This window comes from Allomesorhizobium aridi (genome assembly GCF_043769475.1).
Taxonomy (GTDB): Bacteria; Pseudomonadota; Alphaproteobacteria; order Rhizobiales; family Rhizobiaceae; genus Allomesorhizobium.
On record NZ_CP171729.1, the window covers coordinates 2,565,880 to 2,587,779 of the forward strand.

A 21,900-nucleotide genomic window follows, 5' to 3' on the forward strand; every position below is an offset into this window, starting at 1 on the left:
CCGCTCCAATAACACGCGCCGCATGTATCCTGAACAATCCAGACCCAAGGAAGCGTCTACCGGACGCATCGAAGCCCTCGACGTGGCGCGCGGCGCCGCGCTCGCGGCCATGGCGATCTACCATTTCGCTTGGGATCTGGAGTTCTTCGGCTATGCCGACGCCGGCATGACTGCCACGGGCGGCTGGAAACTGTTCGCGCGCTGCATCGCGTCGAGCTTCCTGTTCCTTGTCGGCGTCAGCCTGTTCCTCGCCCATGGCCGCGGCATCCGCTGGAAAGGCTTCTGGCGGCGGCTGGCCATGGTTGCGGGCGCCGCGGCGGCAATCTCGCTGGTCACCTGGCTGGCGGTGCCCGGTGGCTTCATCTTTTTCGGCATATTGCATCAGATCGCGCTGGCGAGCCTGCTCGGCCTCGCCTTTCTGCGCCTGCCATGGTGGCTGACGTTTATCGCTGCGGTCGCGGTGATCGCCGCGCCAAACTTTCTGCGCTCGGAACTCTTCGCCCACCCGGCATGGTGGTGGACCGGCCTGTCACCGGTGAACCCGCGCTCCAACGACTACGTGCCGGTGTTTCCGTGGTTCGGCGCGGTTTTGATCGGGCTGGCGTCGGCAAAACTAGCTGCTTCGCTCGGTTTTTTCATACGGCTCGCCGGCGTAGATACGGGCCGGTGGTCGCTGCCCCTCGCCTTTGCCGGCCGGCACAGCCTCGCCGTCTATCTCATTCACCAGCCCGTTCTGATCGCCGGCCTATGGCTGTTTGCGCAAGCTTTTCCGGCGCCGGTCGAAACGCCGGAGGTGCAGTTCCGCGCTTCCTGCGAGGCGACATGCGAGGAGAGCCGCGACGCGGAGTTCTGCACGCGCTATTGTGTCTGCATGCTGGACGCACTCGAACCGGACGGTTTGTTGAAGAGGCTCTTTGCGGGCGACCAGAGCGCCGAACTGCGCTCGAAAATCGAAACGTTCGCCGGCCAGTGCACCATTGAGACCGACAATTCCATTCTCGAGGGAGGCGCGCCATGACGGACATCCAAGCTAGGCCTAACCGGCTGCCATGGCCGCCGATCATCTATCTCGTAGCAATCGCGATCAGCATAGCGCTCGGTCTGCTCTATCCGCTGCCGTGGATTTCGGCGCCGCTCTCCGACATCCTGTTCGCCGCCGGCTGGCTGCTTGTCGCGGCGATGGTCGCTCTCGACTTTTCGGCGATGCGCACAATGGCCCGCGCCAAGACCACCATCAGGCCCGACAAGGCTTCCGAGCACCTAGTCACGACCGGCGCGTTTTCCTTCACCCGCAACCCGATCTATCTCGGCAACACCCTGCTGATGATCGGCGTCGGGCTGATAACCGGTATCGCCTGGTTCCTGCCGCTTGCCATTATCGCCGCCTTCGCGACTCAGAAACTCGCCATCGAGCGCGAGGAGAGGCATCTCGAGGCGCGGTTCGGTAAAAGATACCGCGATTATGCGAAGCGAGTCAGACGCTGGATATGAGCACAGACCGTGCGGGAGGATTTGGCTATGGGATCGCGTAGACCATCACTTCGCGCTCTATACCGCGCAGCGAAGCGCCCTGCGACACAGGCGTGAGATCCTTCATGTGCAGCAGGTCCGCCGCTTTGGCGTCGTTGACGACCGACCCGGTTGCAAAGATCGACTGCGAATTGGCGAGGCCCTGGACGCGCGAGGCGATGTTGACGGTCTGGCCGAAATAGTCCTGGCGCTCGTTCATCGTCACGGCGATGCAGGGCCCTTCATGGACGCCGATCTTCAACAGGAGATCCTCGCGGCCGCTTTTCGCGTTCATGTCGTGCATCGCCTCGCGCATCCTGAGCGCCGCGGCGACCGCGCGGTCGGGCGTCGGAAAGGTCGCCATCACCGCATCGCCGATCGTCTTTACGACCGCGCCCGCTTCCGCCGCGACGATCTCGTTCAGAACGCGGAAATGCTCCCTGACGAGATCGAACGCGACGAGATCGCCGACCCGCTCGTAAAGCTCGGTCGAGCCGCGCAGATCGGTGAACAGGAAGGTCAGGCTGGTGATCTTGAGGCGCTGATCCACGGTCAGCGTATCGGTCCGGTAGAGGTCGCGAAAGGTCTGGTTGGTCAACAGCCGCTTGGCCGTAACGAACGGCCGGCGCTTGCCAAGCAATCCGTGGAGGACATCACCTGCGATGCAGATGGTCGGCAAGGTCCGCCTGTCGGTTCGGTTCTCGAATGCTATGCGCAGCGGCCCCGGGCGCATTTCCAAAGTTTGGCTGTGGACGTGGTCTTTGTCGAACGTCAGCGAAAGATTCTGCCGCTCGCGCGTCGGCTCGCCTTTCACATCGATGAACTGCGCCGAATGCGTCACTGGTTCAAAGACGATGATGAATTCCGGGGGAAGCTGGATCGACAGAATCGCCTTCTCGCCCGGAGGCAATTCAATGTCCTCAAGCACGAAGCCTTCGATCGCCTGCTCAAAGCCCTCTTCCGGAAGGTCGACCCCCGAGCCCCAGTAGATCTGGCGAAAATACTCGGCGAGCGGCAATTCGTCGGGATCGTGCGCGGCTATCTTGCGGACACGCGGGCTGACGGTGAAGGTCACCTCCACCATTTCGTCGAGCGTCGGCGAATATCCACCTGCGCAGAGCGCGCACACATATTCGTCCTTGAGCACGGTCTTCAGCGAGGCATTGGCGTCCAGAACGCCGCCGCAACCGGGACAGAGCACGTTCCAAGACATGTCGAACAGGCCGATCCTGGAGGCGTGAAGGAAGGCCGAGACCGTCTTTTCTTCATCCAGCGCCTGCTTGTCTGCGAAGGCCAGCGCGTTGATCCGGCACAGGCCGCGGTCGGGTCCGCGCTCTAACGCAGCCTCGATGGCGTCGACGGCCCGGGCATCGGCTGCCTCGCGCAGGATCGACAGCAAGTTTCCGGTTTCGCTCATTTCACCCTCTCAGGGGACGGAGCATCTTCGGAATTTCTCGGACATGTTCCGAAGCAGGGGCGGCGAGGCATCGACGCCCGATCGCAGCATCCTACATCTCCCCTGCCCTACCTGTCACCTGCGACGCAGGGTGGGCCGACCGTCAGGTGTTGACGCCGAGTTCGGCGAGGCGCTCGACGCAGGATTCCTCCGCCTGATCGAGTTCGGCCAGCGTCTCCTCGAGATCGCGGCGCTTCTGGCGCAGGTCATCGCGCTTTTCCTCAATCCGCTTGATCATCAACTTGAGTTGGCCGACCTCGCCGGGCGGCTCCTTGTAGATCTGGATGATCTCGCGGATTTCGTTGATCGAGAAGCCGAGGCGCTTGCCGCGCATGATCTGCCTGATCAGATGCCGGTCGGTCGGCCGGAACAGGCGGGTGCGCCCGCGCCGCACCGGCTGAATCAGCCCCTCATCTTCGTAGAAGCGGAGCGTACGCGTCGAAATGTCGAACTCGCGGGTCAGTTCGGTGATCGAATAATATTCCCGCATCATTGCTCCCAAGGGCGTTCGCCCGATTCCCCGGGGCAAAGTCGCATGACACTTACGTAAAAGTCAATTACGCATGCCCTTGGGGAAAATTCATGCAGGAGGGTAGCCGAGATGGAGCCACCAGGCGGCGAGCCCGAGGAAGGCGAAGAAGCCGATCACATCGGTGATCATGGTGGTGAAGATCGACGAGGAGATCGCCGGATCGGCTCCCAGCCTGTCGAGGAACAGCGGTATCAGGATGCCGCCCAAGGCCGCGGCCAGCATGTTGATGACCATCGCGGCGGCGATGACGCCGCCGAGATCGGCATTCTGGAACCAGAAGCCGGCGATCAGCCCGATGATCGTGGCGATAACGACACCGTTGAGCAGTCCCACCATCACCTCGCGGCGGATGACGCGGCCGGCATTGTAGATGTCGAGATCGCGGGTCGCCAACGCGCGCACCGTGACCGTCATGGTCTGCGTGCCGGCGTTGCCGCCCAGCGACGCGACGATCGGCATCAGCGCGGCAAGCGCCACCATCTCTTCGATGGTCGCGCCGAACATGCTGATGACCGAAGCGGAGAGGAAGGCCGTCGCCAGATTGACCAGCAGCCAAGGCACGCGCGAACGCGACGTGTCGATCACGGTGTCGGATAGTTCCTCGTCGCCGACGCCGCCCATGCGCAGCAGGTCTTCCTCGGCCTCCTGCTGGATCACGTCGACGACGTCGTCGATGGTCAGCACTCCCACCAATCGCTCATTCTCGTCTACGACGGCGGCCGACAGAAGATCGTACTGCTCGAATTCGCGCGCCGCCTCTTCCTGATCCATGCTGGCCGGGATGGCGTGCCGCGTCTCGTGCATCACCTCCTCGATCTTCACCGAGCGCTTCGAGCGCAGGATCTTGTCGAGGTCGACCGCGCCGAGAAGCTGGAAGGTCGGATCGATGACGAACACCTGGCTGAAGCGGTCGGGCAGGTTCTGGTCGTCGCGCATATAGTCGATGGTCTGGCCGACGGTCCAGAACGGCGGCACGGCGACGAACTCGGTCTGCATGCGCCGGCCGGCCGATTCCTCCGGATAATCCAGCGAGCGCCGCAGCCTGATCCGCTCGGTGAACGGCAGCTGCGCAAGAATCTCGTTCTGATCCGCTTCGTCGAGATCCTCCAGGATGTAGACCGCATCGTCGGAATCGAGTTCCTGGACCGCCTGTGCGATCTGCGCGTTGGGCAGAGCGTCGACGATTTCGAGGCGTATAGCCTCGTCGACCTCGGTCAGCGCCGAAAAGTCGAAATCCGCGCCGAGAAGATCGACCAGCGCGCGGCGCTGCTCGGGCAGCAGCGCTTCGAGCAGGTCGCCGAGTTCGGACTGGTGAAGGTGGCTGACATCCTGCTTGAGCGTCAGCGTGTCGCGATCGGCGATGGCCGCGCCGATATGAGCCAGGAACGAGGCACGGATGACACCGTCCTCACCGTAAATGTCGGGATGGACCGGCTCATGGGCATCGGCGCCCGGCTTCGGATCGTCCTGGCTTTCCAAATGCGCCTCTCGCTCCAAGATTCCGGGAAGGGGTTGTGGAGAGCTTTAGAGCCTTTCTCGTCTATATTGAAGCGTTCTGCCGGAGGAAATTCGCGATAAGATCGAGGGATTTGTCGCAGCGCCGCGCCAGAGGTGTGGCCAAGATAAAGCCCGAGGATTTGGCCCGCATTCGCCGCCCTCGTCGTGGATCAGATGGCATCTCAGTTTAGCCTGCCGCATCTCGCTCCTCGCAGCATCAAAGCGCATAGTCAAAGCGCATTGTCAGCCGTAACGGCTCCTGCAGTCGCCTCCATCACGCTACTGATTCGGTCGGAACAAATACCCAGCGGTAGAATTCCGATATAAAGCGAATGAAATTAAAGATGATCGCGCCTTCCCTCTAGCTCTATGGAGGACAGAATGTTTCGCGAATTTCTTGCAGTTGCCGCCACGGCAACCTTCATCGCGGACCCGACGATCGCCCTGTCACAGGCCCTGCTGTCAGATCAGCGAGACGCCATCGCGCACATGGCCAATGCGGCCATTGCAGGTGAACTGTGCGAGATGCGAGTGAACCAGGAAGTTATCGATATAACTATGGTTCATGTAGGCTTGAACCTGGTGGATTTGGAGGCTGAGCCATACAAATCCGCGTTCACGGAAGCAGCACAGGAAGCGCAGGTTAGTCTCAAAGCATCTGGCAGTCAGGCAGTCTGTGACCGCCTTGATACTATGTATGGGGCAACCGGCTTAAGGATCCCTGGTCTTATCACGAGATAGCTACCGAGGTGAGCGAAGGCCACTGCCGGGGTATTTGCCTGGCGCTTCTTAGGCGGAGGCCCGCTCCATCGCCGGGCTCGAACGCGCACGGAGGCGATGACCGGCGTTGAACAGGAAGATCAGGATCGCGGAGCGGTTTATGACGTTCAGTCCGACGATTGCGGCCACCACTGCAAGGCAGGGCAGCGTGAAAAAGGTGATCGGGAAGAGATCCGACCCATAATTTCCGAAGACGCGCCGGAAGATGATGCCGCCGAAATTGAACAGGATCGCGTGGCTGCAGAACAGGAAGAACGCGTACGGCTCGGATCGCATGAACAGTTCCGACAATGCGGAGCGGCGGACGGATTCGGTCAGCTTCCAGAAACCCGCCGCCATGGTGACGCGCAGCAGCGTGTCGAGCGTCAGCCGCAGCGTGTCGTCCATCTCGGACAGCAGGATACGTTCAATCCGGAGCGCCAGGAAAATCGCCACCATCGCAAAGAGGCCGATCGCGAGGAAGCCTGCGACACGGTCGATCGCTTCGTCGTCGGCGGCGCTAATGCGCAGCCACATGCCGAGCCCGAAGAACAGCATGAGTTGCGGCCTTTGCAGGATATAGAGATTTTCACCAAGCAGCGTGAACGCGACCAGCGCCAGTATGGTCGCGGCCGGAAAACGGCGCAGCCCAAGATAGAGAAGCGGGGCGAACAGGCAGCACACGAACAGATCCCGCAAAAACCATAGGGGCACGACAAGCGGCCATTCGGTAACGGCAAGGAGCGCGTTGGCCATGCCGAGCGGGCTGAATTCGGGCATGTCCTTCCAGTTGCCGGATAGGACGCCATATGCGGCAAGAAGCACCAGCATCAGGAGGTTCCAGGCGACCAGAGGCACCACGAGCGTCTTGAATTTGGAGACCGTCAGGGACCCGGCTCCGACCTTCAGCAGGCTGGAGACGATGAAATAGCCGGAGACGACGCTCAGCAGCGAAACCGAGCTCAGTCCCATCATCCGCGTCAGGACGAAATAGACGATGTCGAAAAAACCCGCGTCGCGGTCATAGACGTTCTCGGCAATGCCCTGCGGGACGTGAACGAAGGTCATGAAGAAGATGCAGAGCGAGCGAGCGATCTTTATGCGGTCCGACATGGCTTTCCCGATCGGCGCGACGGCGTCGTTCGGCGCAAAGGAGTTGGGTTTGATCGTCATCTGCATCTCCTCAAACCGATGGTCGGCATACCGCTTCGGACGTCGTCACGAGGGTCGACGGCAAGCCTGGCGCAAGATGAACGGAGCGGATGGTCCAAATGCGCGAACTATGGCATTCACACCGTTCGCCGGTTCACGAAACGCGGTGCGCTCGCCTGGAAGGCGGGCGACCGCGGATGGAAACAGTAGGGTCTTCGATGAGAAAGCTGGCAGGGCTTCTGGGCCTGCACAGAAACGCGGATAGGGAACGCCGGGCGCGGCTGAGGCTCGATACTTCCGACATCGCCGTCTATGCAGTGGGCGACGTCCATGGCTGCCTCGACGAACTGCTTTCGCTGGAACGCGCGATCGTGGCCGACGGCAAGGATGTGCCGGGCCGCAAGATAATCATCATGCTCGGCGACTATATCGACCGCGGACCGGCGTCCTCGCAGGTCATCGACCATCTGCTGGCGCCGCCGCCCGCCGGTTTCGAACGCATCTGCCTGGTCGGAAATCATGAAATCGTGATGCTGGACTACATCGACGGCCGGCTTGGACTTGCGGACTGGATGAGCATGGGCGCGGCGTCGACGCTGCTTTCCTACGGCATCGATCTCGACCGTCTCAGCCAGATCTACCGATCCGGCAAACAGATCGACGATGTGATCAGGAAGGCGATTCCGGCCTCTCACATCGCCTTCCTTCGATCGTTGCCGATCCTTGTCGAGGCGCAGCGCTTTGTCTTCGTGCATGCCGGACTGCGTCCCGAGGTCGACCTCGAGCGGCAGTCGGATGATGACCTGGTCCTCATCCGATCCGAATTTTACGGACGCGCTCATCTGCTCAAGAAGTACGTGGTGCATGGCCACACGCCGGTTTCCGAAGCGAGACGGGAGGGCATGCGCATCAACATCGACACCGGCGCGGTCTTTGGCGGTCGGCTGACCGCGCTTCGCATCTGGCGGGACAAGGGCCGATATCTGACCAACTGACCGGCGGTCATCGGTCACGCCCTTCCATTCATGCCGGCCTGCTCGATGTAATAGGAGGAGTAGCGGTCGAGATACTGCTCCGAGCCGCCAAACGCTCCATATCGCGCCAATTTCTTCATGTCAGTCTTGTTGAGGATCATCCCCAGCACCTTGGCCGCGATCTGCGGTTCGGCCTGCAGCGTCGCGCGGACCAGCGCGCGCGGCGTCACGCCCCACTCGGCAACCATTACGAAGCCATCCGCCAGCGGCGCGAACGCCTTGGCATCCACGACCGGTCCGAGCGGCGGCAGGTCGACGATGATGTAATCATAGGCCGTGCGCGCATCCTCGATCAGGTCGTGCATGCCCGGACCCGAGAGCAGTTGGCTCGTGTGCGACAGGCGCCCGCGCACGACAGCCGGGATTATCGCGAGCCTCGTCGAGCGGTCGATCATCACGGTGCTTCGCCAAGGTTGGTCGCCGACGATCGCCTCGACCAGTCCCTTCTCGGGCGTCAGCGAGAGGCCGCGGCTCAGGCCTGGATTCCTGAGATCGCCGTCGATGAGCAGCGTCCTTGCTCCATGGGAGGCAAGCAGGCCGGCAAAATTCGCGGCGACCGTCGTCTTGCCCTCGTGCGGCAGCACCGAGACGAAGCCGATCACCTTGCAAGGCTTGCCTTGCAACACCACGTCGCTGGCGATCTTCGCGTTGCGCAACGTTTCGGCAAAGGAGGAGGCCGGCGCGTTGATGGCGACCCGCAATATGCGCGGAGTGACGGCGCCAGTCTGATCTCGCGGCGGCTTGTCCGTGGCCTTTGCACCCCCGGATTTCGGGTTGGCAGCCGCCGTGAGACGGGCGCCCACGATCGGCAGGTAGCCCAGGAAGTTAATGTTCAGCGCGGCGCGGACATCGTCGCCGGTACGGAAAAACCGCTCGCGGAATTCCTGGAAAGCGCCCACCGCGGCTCCGCCAAAGAGGCCGAGCACCAGCGACAACCCCAGCACGATGGCCTTGCGCGGGCTCGATGCCGCTACCGGATCGCTGGCATCGGAGATAACCCGCGCCTTCGCGATCGGAAACGAGCGCTGCTGCGAAGCCTCCTCATGGCGGGCCAGGAATGTCTGGTAGAGCGTCGCGAGCGCCGCGGACTTCTGCTCCAGTTCGCGCAACTGCACCAGGGACTGGCTGGTTTCCGAACTCAGGCCGGCCATCAGGCCGACATTGTCGCGCAACGAGGTCTCGCGCGCCTTGGCAACCTCATATTCGTTGCGATAGCTTTCGGTGATCCGCTGCAATTCCTGGAAAATCCGCCCCTCCAGACCCTCCTGCTCGCGCCGCAGCGCGACCGCCTGCGCGTGGTCTTCGCCGAAGCGGGCGGCTATCTCCTGCTCGCGCTTGGTGACGCCGAGATAGCGCGTCTTGAGATCGTTGATCACCGCGCTGTTGCCGTTGTCGGATGGGATAGTCGCATTCCTGACGGCGTTTTCCGGACCGCTGTCGACAATCGACTTGAACTGACTGTAGCGGCCGAGCGCGTTGGCCGTATCGGCCTGCGCGAGAATGAGCTGGCTGTTCAGATCGGAAAGCTGCTGCTCGGAAATAAGCTCGCCGCGCGCCGAAGTCAGACCGTTTGCGGCGCGGAATTTTTCAACCTCGAGCGCCGCGGCCTGCGAGCTGTCACGCAAATCGGCTAGCCGCCCCTGGAGCCATAGGGTGGCGCGCTGCGTTGCGTCGAAATTGGCGTTGAGCTGGTCGGAAAGATAGGCTTCCGCGTAGGCTCGCGTGATCGCGCCGGCAAGCTTGCGGTCGTTGGACCTGAACGAGACGTCGATGACATAACTGCGCCCGGACCGCTCGGCAGTGAGACCGTTTTGCAGAAGTGCCACCGCCTTGCCGATCTTGGCGTTCTCCACCGAAGTGGCGGAGGGCGGCGGATCGAAGGCGAACATTCCGGTGATGCTCTTGATCTGAGCTTTAACCCATCCAATGGGCGAGCGGGGTGGATTGAGGAATGCCTCGTTGTTCTGCAGCTTTTCCGCGAGCACGACGGCGCGGGCAAGCCGGGCGGACTTCAGGATCTCGACTTCGCTGGAAACCATGGAATCCGCCTGGATTTGGGCGGGCGCCGTATTCTTCTCCTCCGCGAATTTGGTCAGGCTGTCGTCGAGCAGGATGCGCGTCGCGGCCGTATATTCCGCCGGCGTGAAGAGGAGATAGAGAACACCAAGAACTACGCCGATGGCGGCGCAAAGTGCTACCACCCTCGCCTGGCGCATTGCGATCACGGCCAGCCGCTCGAGGTCGATGAAGCGATCCGTGTCCTCGGACTCCATCGCCAGTCTGGCGTTCGGTGGAAAGCTTCTCTGGTGCATGGTCCTCGCAGGCGCCGCGCGCCACTTTCGGGTTTCTAGCTGTCGGCCGGCAGTTGGTCTGGAGCCGGAGGGAAATACTTTTGCGGGACCGTCATTCCCTGACGGCCCCGCCCGGATCGAGCCGCTCACAGCCGGACGCGCGGTCCGGCCATGCGACGGCTGGCGGCATTCAGGCCGCTACGGCGCTCTGTTCCTCGGCCGCGATCATCTCGGCTATCGGTTCGAAGACGAGATCGCGTATGTCCGCGCGGCCCAGCGCGAAGGCCACATTCGCCTGTATGAAGCCTTCCTTCGAGCCGCAGTCGAACATGCGTCCGTCGAACGGATGGGCATGAAAAGGCTGGCTGCCGGCAAGCCGCTTCATGGCGTCGGTAAGCTGTATCTCGTTGCCCGCGCCGCGCTCCTGCGTACCGAGAAGATCGAACACTTCGGGCTGCAGAATGTAGCGGCCGTTGATGTAGTAGTTCGAGGGAGCGACCGCCGGAGCAGGCTTCTCGACCATCTCGGTAACGGCAAATCCCGTTCCGACATTCCGGCCCCTGCCGACGATGCCGTATTTGTTGGTTTCGGTCGGGTCGCACTGCTCCACGGCGATGACGTTGCCGCCGGTTTGCTCGTAGAGTTCCATCACGCCGGCAAGGCAGCCCCTTTTCCCGAACGACACCATGTCGGGCAGGAGCAGGGCAAAGGGTTCGTCGCCGACGATGTCGCGGGCGCACCAGACCGCATGGCCGAGCCCGTGCGGCGCCTGCTGGCGGGTGAAGCTCACGGCGCCCGCCGGCAGTTGCATCGCTTGAAGCGCAGCGATCTGCTCGTGCTTGCCTGACTGGGCCAGCGTGTCAAGCAGTTCCGGCTGAATATCGAAATAGTCCTCGATCACGTGCTTGTTGCGTCCGGTGACGAAGACGATGTGCTCGATGCCTGCCTCAAGAGCTTCGTCGACGGCATATTGAACGACGGGCCGATCGACCACCGTCAGCATTTCCTTCGGCATGGCCTTCGTGGCCGGGAGGAAGCGCGTTCCAAGACCGGCTACCGGTATCACTGCTTTTCTGACTCTTTTCATATTAGCATCCCTGCACATTGAGCCGCCCCGCCCAATTCCGTGTTCATCGCTTAGCTATCCAACCTCCCCAAGGACCCTCCCCGGAAAAAACGGCAGGCCGAGCCGCCGCAACCTGGCTGCAATCGGCATTTTCAGGTGCCTCACCGCCCTCGGGTCACGCAAAGCGGCCCTCGCCGCCTTCAGCAGCGCGCGCTGCTTCAGGTGCTGCACAAGAGTAAGAAACGATGCGGCTTCTTGAAGGCTGCGGGTCCGCCGTGCCTGCGCGACGCCGGCGGCGGCATCCAGCGGATGGCCCAGCAGGAATACCGCATCGGCCGCCAGCATCGCCTCGACATGATGCAATTCGAGCACGCGCGAGATCGACCCCGACCGAATGTGGTAGGCGTAGCCCGGCCGCGGATCGACGACGCAACGGCCGCCCTTCGCCAGCGCCGAGGCGAGGAAAATGTAGTCCTCGCCGATGCGCAGCGCCTCGTCGTAGCGCAACGCATTCTGCTCGATAAAGCGCCGCTGGAAAATCGGCTTCATGTATCCGAAGGAGAATGTCTCCTTAAACAGCAAGTTCGCCCCGATGAAGTCGGCGAGGGTGAGTTCGGGGAATTTTTCGAGCGATGGCGGCGCAAACATGGTCGTCTTTGCGCCGCTCGTCTCTTGCACTACGTCGAGATTGTCGACCGCGACCTGCGCATCGAGCCGTTCGGCGCGTTCTATCATGCGGGCAAGACGGTCCGGATATACCACATCGTCGGAATCGAGCACCGCGACCCAGCGGCCGCGAGCGACTTCAAACCCCGCATTGCGCGCGCCGCCCGGACCACGGTTCTTTTCCAGCGAGACGACTCGCACCAGCTCCGGCGGGAATGAGCGCGCGAATTCGACGGTGCGGTCGGTGGAACAGTCGTCGGCGACGATCACTTCCACGGTCACATCGCGCTGCGCCGTCGCGCTTTCGATGGCGCGCGCGATCGTCCGTTCCGCGTTGAATGCAGCGATCACGAAGCTAACGTCAGGCTGCATCGGCGCGCCCCCCTGCCGGTTCGCCGTACTGGCGGATTTCGCGAACGCCGAGCAGCCCGCTGACCACGCCGGAATGCATGACGCCGCGAAGCACGAAGCGGTTGCGCCTTACCGGCGAGAACGCGTGAGCGGCAGCTGCCACGAAGCAGTAGATTGCCTTCGCCGCCGCGAGTCCGACCTGCCCCACGATACCTGGAAGCTGGCGCTCTTCGCCGACCAGCCGGCCGTGGGTCTGCCCCATCCTGAACCGGCGCTTCGTCAGCCATGAGAACTGCGTGCGGTTTTGGGGTACCGGCTCGTAGACCGCCGCCCGTGGCGCAAAGGCGATTGTGCCGCCCGCCTGGTGCAACTGGGTGAAATATTCGGTGTCCTCGCCGCCGGTGCGGCCGAGCGCGAGATTGAAGCGGCGTCCCGCGACATGCGGCGAAGCACGGCGCAGCAAGGTATTGGCGGTATAGCCGGTGCGGATCTCGTTCTTGACCCAGACGGGAGCGGTCGAATGGAAATCGCCTCGCCGCATCCAGCCCGGCGCGTCGTTGGCATAGAGAGCGAGCACCGGCCCGAGCACGACATCCGCGCCCGTCGCCTCGGCCACTTCGAGCAATTCCGCCAGCCATTCCTTCGATGCGGCCTCATCGTCGTCGATGAAGACGAGGAAATCGCCGGTCCAGTTGTCGAGGCAGGCGTTGCGGGCAATCGATATGTTGGAAGCCGGGCAATGAACATAGACGACTTCGAACGGGATCCCCGCCGCCAGCGCATGGACGCGATCCCGCGCGCTTGGTGTGGCGTCATTGTCGGCGACGATGATCCGCACGGCGGCGTTGGCAGGCACGAACAGTTCGCCCAGGGAGCGGAGCGTGTCGTCGAGTTCGCGCCTGCGATATGTGCAGACGCAGATGTCGATCCGCAGGGGCTGTTTGGAGTTTTCCCGAATCATGCCGCCGCCTCGCGTTTCCGGAAATCGAGTATCTGCAGCCAGAACCCCGCCGACCATGCGAGGTGCATGACCATCGCAGAAAACCCGGCAAGCGGGCCGTAGGGGTTGCGCTGGCTGACCGCCATCCATGCGCCGTAGCCGAGGCAGGCCGCCGCCCATAGTCCCGCCGGTATCAGCGCGGCCAGGTGCAGAAACGCCAGCGACATGCCGGCGACGACCGGGAACACCATCAGCGGAATCATTTGCCGGACCTTCGGCACGGCCCGGTGTTTCAGGATGTTCCTCGCGCGGCCCCTGCCGTAACCGAGATATTGCCGAAACAGCGCCGGCACGGATCCGCGCGGGTAATAGACCATGAAGGTCTTGTCGGTCATCCAGATGCGATGGCCTGCCGCCCGAAGCCGGTAATCGAGTTCGGCGTCCTCATTGTGGCTGAAGCCTTCGTCATAGCCGCCGACGGAGCGAAATGCCGGGATGCGCATGAAGGCGTGGTGGCCGTGGTCGGTCCAGTGGCCCTTGGCACCGTGCCTGTGCGGCGAGCCGCCATTCCCGAGCCGGGAATTCTGGGCCATGGCGGTCGCCTTCTGGAAAGCGCCGACGCCTTCTGTCGCCATGGAAACGACGACGGAATCGGCGCCCGTGGCCTCGGCGTCCTCCATCAACCGGTCGCAATAATTTTCCGGATAGTCGCCATGCGCGTCTATCCGGATGAAGCTCTGGAACTGATCGCCGAATTCCTCGATTGCCAGATTTATCGCCGCGCTCTGGATTTTCTTGGGATTGTGCAGCAGCGCTACGCGGGGATTGGCGGCCGCGATAGTCTCCACGATCTCTTGCGTTCCGTCGGTGCTGCCGCCATCGGCAACCACGATCTTCATGTCGAGCCGCTCCGCCGGCGGGCTTAGCTGGTCGATCAGCGCTTCGATGTGCTTCGCCTCGTTGAGGCAGGGGATCACCACCATGCACGGCATGACCGGCAAGCCGTTGGTCGCGCTCTGTTTGCTCGTCTGACCAGCCGACATCACGCCACCTGCAACACGGTTTCAGGTACGGACGAGCCAGCCAGCGCCTTCAGCCTGTCGACCAGCGCCCGGCAGTCGCGGAGATCGCAGGTCCACGTCCCGCGATCCTCGGCCAGTATCTTCCGGCGGGCAGTCGCGTATTTGTCGGCGTCCATATCGGCGAGACGAGCCGCAAGCGCTGGCGCCGACGCTTCGTCGAGCAGAACGCCCATGTGGCGATCGGCAAGGAACCGCCCTGTTTCGGTCTGCCTCATGGCGATCGGAACCGCGCCATACCGGCAGCCTTCGTAGAGCCGGTTGGGCAGCAGCCAGCTTGAGTTCAACCCCTCCTCGAAGAAGTCGATAGCCCAGGAGAAATGCACCTCGCCGTAGATCCGGGCGAGGTCTTCCGGATTGCGGTAGGCGCCCTCGAAGCGGATATGCGGTTCGGCGCTGACAAAGCCGTCGAAGTCGGCAAATTCCGAATAGGCGGGGCGGCCGCGCAGGACCACCTCGAAACGGCCTTCCATGCGCCGCGTGAATGCGGCGAGCAGCTCCAGCGACTTGCGGCAGCGCAATGCGCCGAACCAGCCGATCGTCCATGGCTCGTCTGGCGGAGCAGCAGGTTCGTGGCTTTCGGAATCGACGGGCCTGTCGGCCAGTTCAAGCACCTTGTTGTGCAACAGCAGCACCGGTGCGTCGATCTGGCCGAAGCGGTGGAAATAATCTCGCACGAATGCGGGCGAACTCGTCATCAAGAGCACCGCATCCCTGCCGAGCGCCCGCTCGGCGCTCCGCATTGCCTTGGACGCACCGCCTTCCCCGAGCAGCAGGCGATGGATGTCGAGGCACTCGTAGATAACCGGAATATCGTCTGAAAACAATGATCTAGCCCGCTTGGCCAAGGCAAGCATTTCGAGATTGCGGCCTATGATGACGTCCGGTCTGGAAACGCGATTTAGCCTTGAGCGGAGCGACAGCGCGGCTTTCCCGATGGCGAGGAGCCGTTGCGCGAATTTTCCGTCTTCTGTCTGTCCCAGATCGATCGGCGAAAGCCCGTCAACGGTAGCGGCCGCCGGGTGCGCGGTGCGCCGGAAGCCGGCCAGCGTCACCTTGGCGCCGCCCGCCTGAAGCATGATCACCCGGCGGCGCACGGCCGGATCGGAGAGATCATGCACGAGGTAAAGAACGTGCAGCATGGATATCACCCGCGTCCCGCCCGTCAATCCAGCTTGCAAACAATGGATTCGGGAAATTGGCAGGTCTCGCCGGCAGCGGTGAATGCTACCCTGTCGATTTCGGCTGCAACCGGCGCCTCCGGGTCCGCGAATGTGCCCATCCATGATTTCAGCGTGTCGCTGCCCCACAGGCTGATGTATATTTTCGAAGCGTGGCTCGGTAGCTTGGCCGGGTCGGTTGCTTCCCCGACGAGTTCGCCGTTCACATACCAGCTGATGCGATCCTTCTCCCAGACGAAGGCATAGTCGTTGAAGCCCTGGTCGGCGCCGCCGGGAACTTCCACCAGCTTTTCCTCGCCAACGCTCTTGCCGTCGACATACTGGTTGATCTGCACCTTCGAGGGATTCTTGCCGAGCACTTCGAAGTCGATTTCGTCATGCGGCTGTTTGTGCACCGGCCCGATATAGGTGAAAAAGCCCGTGTTCAGCCCTGATCCGGCGGCGGCCTTCATGCGAATTTCGTAGGCGCCGTAGCCGAAGCGCTGGTTGGTCTGAACTTCGCCGCAGACGTACTCGCGATCCTTGGCCTTTTGCTTGATGAAGCTCAGCCGCAGAGTGCCGTCGGACACCTTCACCTGTTCCTTCGACCAATTGCAATTCTGGTGATCGCCATTCGACCAGCCGTCCGAGACGAACCAGCGCTTCTTGTCGATCCGGTCGAAATTCTCGACGAAGGATTTCCCCCGCGGGTTCCTGTGCGCTGGAAACGTCCATGCTGCCTCCAAGGGAGACGAGCAGGACTCCGGCGCTCAAGATCAGGGGATTGAGTTTGATTTTCGTCGTGTTGGTCGCGTTGATAATCACGTGGCCTACCACCTGTATCTAGGCCGCGTCCTCCCAGCGCCGCCTGCCTACATTACAGCAAAATGCTGCACTGCACATAGATCGACGGCAAGATCAGAATGTGACGAGGAGGTCCAATTTCCGGGTGGCAGGCGGTAACTTTTTATGAGCGTCCGTTAATCCGGGCTTGCCTTCTCGAAAGCATCCTCCGGGCCATCGCCAGCATTTTCGCGGGAAAATTGCTCCACCTGGCCGTCAAGCCCGGTAACAAAACCGATCTGCTTCTCCAGCGTCTGCATGCGCTTCCTGTAGCGGATCATGGTCTCGGTCATGTCGGCGATTTTCAAGGAGGTCCCTGCCCCGGTGCGGTCATTCTCCAGTGCCTGCTGCGAAAAAGCGGCATCGGCGGCGACTTTCTCATAGCGGTCGCGAAGACCATCCCGCTCCCGCATTAGTTCGCCGCGAATATCCCCGAGCAGTCGCTGGAGCCTCAGCAGCCGGCCAGCGTCGGTCTCGCGATCCCGATTCGGGTTTCTGGTCTGAAAGCGGAACAGCGCCATTGATTTGATCCTTCGTAGTGTCTTGCCGATGGTGATGTTGTGTGGTGCGCTATCCGGCGGCGGCGAGCGCGCCGAATTCCTCTAAGGGAAAGGATCAGGGCGAGAATCGGGACGGTGACAAATTTCAGCCCGAATGTGATTGTCTTGGAGAGAACGCCCCAACCCACATTATTCGTCACAGTCTTCAGGCTAATTGCAGGCGGCATATACGAGCACCGTTTTTGAGAACGGGTCTTGTCCTCCACCGGACCCTGAAATTTGACAACCGACCGGAACGTCACCGATAGCCCGCGAGCCTCTAGATTTCATAAGGCGCAAGAAATGACGAAGTGTACAGTCATCATTCCTTACTTCCAGCGAGAGCCCGGCATTTTGCGCCGCGCGCTGAACTCGGTGTTCGCCCAATCGCATTCGGATTTCGATGTAATCGTCGTCGACGACGCCTCGCCATCGCCGGTCGAGACCGACCTAGAGTGTCTTTCGCTGGCCGAGCGGGCCCGGATAACCGTTATAAAACAACCGAATGCCGGTCCCGGAGGGGCGCGCAACATGGGCCTCGATCATGTGCCTGCTGACAGTTCTTATGCAGCCTTTCTCGATTCAGACGACGAGTGGACGCCCGATCATCTAAAGAATGCGGTCGCCGGCCTGTCACTTTTTGACGCAGACTGTTACTGGGCCTCGATCACTGGCGGAGAAGAATTCCACTACCATTTCGGGGTGTCGGCGCTGGCCGAAATAACCACCGTCAAACGGCTTTCACACAAGCCGTCACTGCTGGAAGTCCCGGACCTCGCCGGTGTGATGCTGAAGGACTGGGCCTTCCTGCACCTTTCCTGCATGGTCATCGGCAGAAGCCTGTTTCGGACGGTTCGCTTCGAGGCGGCGCTCAGGCTTGCCGCAGAGGACGTGCTGTTTTTCTACGATTGCGTCCGCGCGGCAAGACGCGTCATCTTGAGCGATGCGGCCGGCGCGACGCGCGGCGAAGGCGTCAATGTTTTTCATGGCCTCGACAGCGATTCGCCGCTTTTCCTGAAGCAGCAGTTCAACACCTGGGTAGCGCTCGACCGCCTCGAGAACCGCTTTTCGCACAAGCCCGAAGACAGGGCCTCGATCGAAACCTACAAGCAGAGGGCGCGCCGCCAGGCGCTCTGGGGGCAGATGCGGCTGATCCGCAGACGCAAGGCGCCGCAACTCGGCCTCCTGGCGGAATGGGCCTGGCGCGATCCGAAAATCCTGCGCAGCGCGGTGGAACTCGCCGTCGCCAAGATCTCCCGATAGCGAGGAATACATGCAACCGTTCTACTGGGAATCGGATCACGGCAATTTCGGCGACGACCTCAATCTCTGGCTCTGGGACTTTCTTCTCCCCGGCTTTCGCGAGGTCCATCCCGAGGTGCTGCTTGTCGGCGTCGGCACGGTCCTCAACGAGGTGCTGCTGCCGCGGACGACGAAGAAGCTCGTCGTCGGCAGCGGCTTCGGATACGGCAAGCTGCCGGATTTTTCCGAGGCATCCGAATGGGACATCCGATGTGTCCGCGGACCGCTGACGGCGGCCAAGCTGGGGCTCGACGCCGGCATGGGGATCATCGACCCGGCGGTCATGGTCGCAGACATGCCGGAGTTTGCAAACCTGCCGAAGACCGAGGACGCGATCTTCATTCCTCATTGGGAATCGACCGTCTGCGGCATCTGGCCGGCCATATGCAAGGCGATAGGACTTTCCTATGTGGATCCCTGTGGCGAAGCAAAATCGGTGATCCGGGCGATAGCGCAATCGCGGCTGGTCATCGCCGAATCCATGCATGCGGCGATCCTTGCCGACGCTTTCCGCGTGCCCTGGATCGCAGTCAGCACCTCGCACAGCATCAACAGCTTCAAGTGGCAGGATTGGGCGGCAACCGTCAACGTCGCCTACAAACCGTACCATGTACCGGTCTCCACGCGAGCAGAGGCTCGCGCCAAGGGCGCGCGCTTCTGGGGTGTGGACTTCAGCAGCAAGGCGCTGGCGCAGCCCGATGATCCCAATAAGCGCAGCTTCGAGGAGAGCCTTGTGATGACACGCACCGATCCTCGCTCGTCGACGCTTCGCAATGTGGCCAAGCAGGTGCTAGGCACACCGGCCACGCTGGCCCTGCGCCAGGCGCGCAAGGCAGCGCCGCAATTGAGCGCCGACGGCACTCTGGCCGGTCGCAAGGAGCGCTTCCGCGAGGTTCTTGACGGAATACGCCGCGATTATTTCTGAACGATCCTGGCCGGAAGCAGGTAGCGAAGGGCCGCGGTTTCCGGCCTGTTCGGCGCGCGACGCGCCTTGAGCGCATCGAATTTGTCCGCCGCCACGCCTCCGGCGATCGCCGGGAACGCCAACGGGTTCGCCAAAGCATAAAGTCCGGCTCGCCAGATCCCGGTCTCGGCCTTGATGTCGAGGAACCGGCGCAATTCATAACGCCCGCGAACATGGCGTTCGTGCCGACGCAGCGCGGCCGCGATCTCCTTCGGCAGGCCGGGCACGGCGAGGATCGCCCGGTCGGCCTCGTACAGACGCTTCAGGTCGAGGGTTCTGTGCCGGCCGCTGAGCAGATCCTGGCGAACGACCGCGCCATAGCCGCATCCGTGGACGATCTTGTAGCGCGCGCCATTCACCAGCGCCCGTGCATAGAGGTCGTAGTCCTCGCCGAGCCGCAGTTCCTCCTTGTAGCGAAGCCCATGGCTGTCGAGAAAAGACCGCCGCATGACCGGCTTGAGAAAGCCGATCTCGCCGCGCGAAGCGCCGCGCCGTGAGATGTTGCCTTCGATAAAACCATGAATGTCGAGGAAGCGGGGCGCTGCCTCAAAATCGGGAACGTCGGGTTCGATCACCTCGCCCCGCCCGTCGATGAAGACGATATTGTCGGCGACGAAGTCCCAGTCATCCTCCGCCAGAAGCCGATCGAAGCGGCCGTCCAGGAAGAAATCATCGGCGTCCAGAATGGCGATCAGCGGAGCCGTCGAATGGGCAATCGCGTGATTTCTGGCAAAAGCCGGGCCCTTGTTGACGCCGAGCGACAGAACCCGCAGGCGACCGCTGCCGTCATCGGCCGCCCGCGCCGCTTCCGCCGTACCATCAGTCGATCCGTCGTCGACAACAACAACTTCCGCGACGCAGCCCTCCCGTAGCCCCGAGCGGATGGCGCGCGTGATTGTCCCTGCAGCGTTCTTCGCCGCGATGACGACGCATACCTTGGCAGAAGATGTCATACGCACCTCGATCAATCCGTTCCAAATACCAGTAGGCCGCGGCTAGTCAGCCGCAGACGCTACTGATCCAAACCGGGATGGAGATTGTTCGCAAGTGCGAAAGGCGATTTCATGACAGCCGAACTGTCAGAGATCAGGGGTGACCCGAACGGGGCACGCCGGGCAACCGGCTGACCTCGCCCGTCTGGTCTTCCTTGGGCAGGTTTTGCAAGATTTCGTTCTTGGCCGGGGCTTCTTCAGCCTCCGGCCTGCCCGCAGACCTCCAAACGAGAAACAGGACTGCGACGAAATAGCCGACCTGCAGCACAACCGCGCAAATCACGGTTTGAATCAATGTCGTCCATAGGGATTGCGTAATCACATAAGTAGTGATCGCAAACACCAACAAGACACCGATAAGGCCACGGAGAAAGAGCAGAAAGGACATTTTTATCCCGTCGTGCCGTTTCCACGCAGTTGTGCGTTCAAGATCATGCGCAAATTCCTCCCGCCGGAACGTCCAGCCCACCAGCGGCCCAAATCCGCCGGTTTTCTTCGGGCCACACGTCAATGTTAACACGCGCGCATAGCATATATATTGAGCCTGAAGGAGATAGGCAACATGGCGGCCTTTTGCTTTGCGGTGCTTTCGAGCGTCGAACCGCCAGAGCCCAAATTCATAGTGCAGCGCACCCAAGATACGAAAAGCGCACGCCGAGAGAGATAATTCAAGGAATCCTGCACAAGGCAATATTTAACGTCAACAAAGGAAATTTTCGATTTATTCGAGTGTTTTTTTATAATTTCATTGAATTTTTGTTAATCGCACAAATTATAATTCCACAATACGCTCGGATTAACCAATTTATATTCCACAGCATCAACCACGGGCGGCTTGATGGATCGCCCGTTTGTGACCGATTGTCACAAAATATGATCTAGCGATAATTATTCGTCCAAATTTGATCACAGACATGACACATGCCTCGCGATATTAATGTCGTGTTGCGTTGCAGCATTTCGTATCGCCCCGAACCATTTTTCATCGTGGAGCAGCAAAATGAAATACGCCGCCAGATTGGCCAATTTGTCGTACCGGCTCCGATCGGCCTCCGAGAACCAGCCGCCGATAGGCGGGGCCATCAAACGCGGATTCGATATCGCCGCCGCCGCCTCGGGCATCGTGCTTCTGAGTCCGCTGTTCCTCATGCTTGCAATGCTGGTGAAGTTTTCGGACGGCGGCCGAGTGTTCTACGGTCACAGCCGCATCGGCCGTAACGGCGATATTTTCCATTGCCTGAAGTTCCGCACCATGGTCGAGAACGGCGATCAGGTGCTGGCGGCGCATTTCGCCGGGAACCCGCAGAGCCGTGAGGAATGGCTCGCCACCCGCAAGCTGCAGAACGATCCGCGCGTGACGCGCGTCGGCGCCGTGCTGCGCAAGCTCAGCCTCGACGAGTTGCCTCAGATGTTCAACATACTGCGCGGGGACATGAGCATTGTCGGCCCCAGGCCCGTGGTCAAGGATGAACTCGAACTCTATGGTCCGGCGGCGGACTTCTATCTGAAATCACGGCCCGGCCTGACCGGCCTGTGGCAGGTCAGCGGCCGCAACGACGTCTCCTACGGGACGCGCATCGCCTTCGACCGGCACTACGTCGAAAACTGGTCCTTCATTTTCGACCTCAAGATCATCGCCAAAACGGTTCCGGCCGTCTTTTCATCTCGCGGCAGCTATTGATCCGCGCGGTCTGCTGGTTCCGGGCGCTCGCCCGAGAACTCGGCCAGCGCCGCCAGAAAGGCTCGCTTTGATCAGCAAATTCACCGC

21 protein-coding genes and 1 pseudogene are annotated in these 21,900 nt (G+C 61.6%); 7 read left to right on the forward strand and 15 right to left on the reverse strand.

Going from position 1 to position 21,900, the window contains the following annotated elements:
• Positions 1–22 precede the first annotated feature (22 nt).
• Positions 23–1,018 (forward strand): heparan-alpha-glucosaminide N-acetyltransferase, encoded by a 996-nt coding sequence (locus tag ACG873_RS14665; protein ID WP_394892636.1) that lies wholly within the window; start codon positions 23–25, stop codon positions 1,016–1,018.
• Complete coding sequence (locus ACG873_RS14670) at positions 1,015–1,491, forward strand: methyltransferase family protein (protein ID WP_394892638.1); 477 nt, start codon at positions 1,015–1,017, stop codon at positions 1,489–1,491. Before ACG873_RS14665 ends, ACG873_RS14670 begins: the two co-directional genes overlap by 4 nt.
• 25 nt (positions 1,492–1,516) lie before the next feature.
• Here ACG873_RS14670 and ACG873_RS14675 read toward each other — a convergent pair whose 3' ends face one another.
• The 3 genes from ACG873_RS14675 to mgtE form a co-directional block, all read right to left on the reverse strand.
• On the reverse strand, positions 1,517–2,926 hold the full coding sequence (locus ACG873_RS14675) for an adenylate/guanylate cyclase domain-containing protein (protein WP_394892639.1): 1,410 nt from the start codon (positions 2,924–2,926) through the stop codon (positions 1,517–1,519).
• Between the two features lie 142 nt (positions 2,927–3,068).
• The gene (locus tag ACG873_RS14680; RefSeq protein ID WP_394893523.1) at positions 3,069–3,455 is read right to left on the reverse strand and encodes a MerR family transcriptional regulator; all 387 of its coding nucleotides are present in this window, start codon (positions 3,453–3,455) and stop codon (positions 3,069–3,071) included.
• Between the two features lie 90 nt (positions 3,456–3,545).
• Positions 3,546–4,976 (reverse strand): magnesium transporter, encoded by a 1,431-nt coding sequence (gene mgtE / locus ACG873_RS14685; protein WP_394892640.1) that lies wholly within the window; start codon positions 4,974–4,976, stop codon positions 3,546–3,548.
• A 399-nt stretch (positions 4,977–5,375) separates the two neighbouring features.
• Between mgtE and ACG873_RS14690 the strand changes: the two genes are divergently transcribed.
• Positions 5,376–5,735, forward strand: coding sequence for a hypothetical protein (locus ACG873_RS14690; protein WP_394892642.1), 360 nt, complete (start codon positions 5,376–5,378; stop codon positions 5,733–5,735).
• A gap of 48 nt (positions 5,736–5,783) precedes the next feature.
• Here the strand turns inward: ACG873_RS14690 and ACG873_RS14695 are convergent, their stop codons facing one another.
• On the reverse strand, positions 5,784–6,926 hold the full coding sequence (locus ACG873_RS14695) for an acyltransferase family protein (protein ID WP_394892643.1): 1,143 nt from the start codon (positions 6,924–6,926) through the stop codon (positions 5,784–5,786).
• 197 nt (positions 6,927–7,123) lie between these two features.
• Between ACG873_RS14695 and ACG873_RS14700 the strand changes: the two genes are divergently transcribed.
• Positions 7,124–7,900: a metallophosphoesterase gene (locus tag ACG873_RS14700; protein ID WP_394892645.1), complete on the forward strand. Its 777-nt coding sequence runs from the start codon at positions 7,124–7,126 to the stop codon at positions 7,898–7,900.
• Between the two features lie 14 nt (positions 7,901–7,914).
• Here the strand turns inward: ACG873_RS14700 and ACG873_RS14705 are convergent, their stop codons facing one another.
• The 9 genes and pseudogenes from ACG873_RS14705 to ACG873_RS14745 all read right to left on the reverse strand — a co-directional run.
• Complete coding sequence (locus ACG873_RS14705; protein WP_394892646.1) at positions 7,915–10,212, reverse strand: polysaccharide biosynthesis tyrosine autokinase; 2,298 nt, start codon at positions 10,210–10,212, stop codon at positions 7,915–7,917.
• Positions 10,213–10,420: 208 nt separating this feature from the next.
• Positions 10,421–11,317: a UTP--glucose-1-phosphate uridylyltransferase gene (locus ACG873_RS14710; protein WP_394892647.1), complete on the reverse strand. Its 897-nt coding sequence runs from the start codon at positions 11,315–11,317 to the stop codon at positions 10,421–10,423.
• Positions 11,318–11,371: 54 nt separating this feature from the next.
• Entirely contained in the window at positions 11,372–12,334 is a 963-nt protein-coding gene (locus ACG873_RS14715; protein WP_394892649.1) for a glycosyltransferase family 2 protein, read from the reverse strand.
• Positions 12,324–13,274: a glycosyltransferase gene (locus ACG873_RS14720; protein WP_394892651.1), complete on the reverse strand. Its 951-nt coding sequence runs from the start codon at positions 13,272–13,274 to the stop codon at positions 12,324–12,326. Before ACG873_RS14720 ends, ACG873_RS14715 begins: the two co-directional genes overlap by 11 nt.
• On the reverse strand, positions 13,271–14,296 hold the full coding sequence (locus ACG873_RS14725; protein WP_394892652.1) for a glycosyltransferase family 2 protein: 1,026 nt from the start codon (positions 14,294–14,296) through the stop codon (positions 13,271–13,273). The genes ACG873_RS14720 and ACG873_RS14725 overlap by 4 nt, the downstream gene beginning before the upstream one ends.
• The gene (locus ACG873_RS14730; protein ID WP_394892654.1) at positions 14,296–15,474 is read right to left on the reverse strand and encodes a glycosyltransferase; all 1,179 of its coding nucleotides are present in this window, start codon (positions 15,472–15,474) and stop codon (positions 14,296–14,298) included. Before ACG873_RS14730 ends, ACG873_RS14725 begins: the two co-directional genes overlap by 1 nt.
• Before the next feature lie 23 nt (positions 15,475–15,497).
• Positions 15,498–16,238: a glycoside hydrolase family 16 protein gene (locus ACG873_RS14735; protein ID WP_394892655.1), complete on the reverse strand. Its 741-nt coding sequence runs from the start codon at positions 16,236–16,238 to the stop codon at positions 15,498–15,500.
• 234 nt (positions 16,239–16,472) lie between these two features.
• Positions 16,473–16,856, reverse strand: coding sequence for a hypothetical protein (locus tag ACG873_RS14740; protein ID WP_394892656.1), 384 nt, complete (start codon positions 16,854–16,856; stop codon positions 16,473–16,475).
• Positions 16,857–16,911: 55 nt separating this feature from the next.
• A pseudogene (locus ACG873_RS14745) lies at positions 16,912–17,062 on the reverse strand (oligosaccharide flippase family protein); the annotation flags it as partial.
• A gap of 115 nt (positions 17,063–17,177) precedes the next feature.
• On the opposite strand from ACG873_RS14745, the gene ACG873_RS14750 reads away from it, so the two are divergent.
• Positions 17,178–18,137, forward strand: coding sequence for a glycosyltransferase family 2 protein (locus ACG873_RS14750; protein ID WP_394892657.1), 960 nt, complete (start codon positions 17,178–17,180; stop codon positions 18,135–18,137).
• Positions 18,138–18,147: 10 nt separating this feature from the next.
• Positions 18,148–19,101: a polysaccharide pyruvyl transferase family protein gene (locus ACG873_RS14755; protein ID WP_394892658.1), complete on the forward strand. Its 954-nt coding sequence runs from the start codon at positions 18,148–18,150 to the stop codon at positions 19,099–19,101.
• Here ACG873_RS14755 and ACG873_RS14760 read toward each other — a convergent pair.
• Both ACG873_RS14760 and ACG873_RS14765 read right to left on the reverse strand, forming a co-directional pair.
• On the reverse strand, positions 19,092–20,093 hold the full coding sequence (locus ACG873_RS14760) for a glycosyltransferase family 2 protein (protein ID WP_394892660.1): 1,002 nt from the start codon (positions 20,091–20,093) through the stop codon (positions 19,092–19,094). The two genes, ACG873_RS14755 and ACG873_RS14760, sit on opposite strands and share 10 nt — an antisense overlap.
• A 133-nt stretch (positions 20,094–20,226) precedes the next feature.
• Complete coding sequence (locus tag ACG873_RS14765) at positions 20,227–20,769, reverse strand: exopolysaccharide production repressor protein (protein ID WP_394892661.1); 543 nt, start codon at positions 20,767–20,769, stop codon at positions 20,227–20,229.
• Between the two features lie 363 nt (positions 20,770–21,132).
• Between ACG873_RS14765 and ACG873_RS14770 the strand changes: the two genes are divergently transcribed.
• Positions 21,133–21,813, forward strand: coding sequence for a sugar transferase (locus ACG873_RS14770; RefSeq protein WP_394892663.1), 681 nt, complete (start codon positions 21,133–21,135; stop codon positions 21,811–21,813).
• Positions 21,814–21,900 lie beyond the last annotated feature (87 nt).

Excerpts from the sequence above, each read along its gene's own strand:
- ACG873_RS14665 (WP_394892636.1), top strand. The coding sequence starts at position 23 with ATGTATCCTGAACAATCCAGACCCAAGGAAGCGTCTACCGGACGCATC.
- ACG873_RS14670 (WP_394892638.1), top strand. The coding sequence starts at position 1,015 with ATGACGGACATCCAAGCTAGGCCTAACCGGCTGCCATGGCCGCCGATC.
- ACG873_RS14675 (WP_394892639.1), bottom strand. The coding sequence starts at position 2,926 with ATGAGCGAAACCGGAAACTTGCTGTCGATCCTGCGCGAGGCAGCCGAT.
- ACG873_RS14680 (WP_394893523.1), bottom strand. The coding sequence starts at position 3,455 with ATGCGGGAATATTATTCGATCACCGAACTGACCCGCGAGTTCGACATT.
- ACG873_RS14690 (WP_394892642.1), top strand. The coding sequence starts at position 5,376 with ATGTTTCGCGAATTTCTTGCAGTTGCCGCCACGGCAACCTTCATCGCG.
- ACG873_RS14695 (WP_394892643.1), bottom strand. The coding sequence starts at position 6,926 with ATGACGATCAAACCCAACTCCTTTGCGCCGAACGACGCCGTCGCGCCG.
- ACG873_RS14700 (WP_394892645.1), top strand. The coding sequence starts at position 7,124 with ATGAGAAAGCTGGCAGGGCTTCTGGGCCTGCACAGAAACGCGGATAGG.
- ACG873_RS14705 (WP_394892646.1), bottom strand. The coding sequence starts at position 10,212 with ATGGAGTCCGAGGACACGGATCGCTTCATCGACCTCGAGCGGCTGGCC.
- ACG873_RS14710 (WP_394892647.1), bottom strand. The coding sequence starts at position 11,317 with ATGAAAAGAGTCAGAAAAGCAGTGATACCGGTAGCCGGTCTTGGAACG.
- ACG873_RS14715 (WP_394892649.1), bottom strand. The coding sequence starts at position 12,334 with ATGCAGCCTGACGTTAGCTTCGTGATCGCTGCATTCAACGCGGAACGG.
- ACG873_RS14720 (WP_394892651.1), bottom strand. The coding sequence starts at position 13,274 with ATGATTCGGGAAAACTCCAAACAGCCCCTGCGGATCGACATCTGCGTC.
- ACG873_RS14725 (WP_394892652.1), bottom strand. The coding sequence starts at position 14,296 with ATGTCGGCTGGTCAGACGAGCAAACAGAGCGCGACCAACGGCTTGCCG.
- ACG873_RS14730 (WP_394892654.1), bottom strand. The coding sequence starts at position 15,474 with ATGCTGCACGTTCTTTACCTCGTGCATGATCTCTCCGATCCGGCCGTG.
- ACG873_RS14740 (WP_394892656.1), bottom strand. The coding sequence starts at position 16,856 with ATGGCGCTGTTCCGCTTTCAGACCAGAAACCCGAATCGGGATCGCGAG.
- ACG873_RS14750 (WP_394892657.1), top strand. The coding sequence starts at position 17,178 with ATGACGAAGTGTACAGTCATCATTCCTTACTTCCAGCGAGAGCCCGGC.
- ACG873_RS14755 (WP_394892658.1), top strand. The coding sequence starts at position 18,148 with ATGCAACCGTTCTACTGGGAATCGGATCACGGCAATTTCGGCGACGAC.
- ACG873_RS14760 (WP_394892660.1), bottom strand. The coding sequence starts at position 20,093 with ATGACATCTTCTGCCAAGGTATGCGTCGTCATCGCGGCGAAGAACGCT.
- ACG873_RS14770 (WP_394892663.1), top strand. The coding sequence starts at position 21,133 with ATGAAATACGCCGCCAGATTGGCCAATTTGTCGTACCGGCTCCGATCG.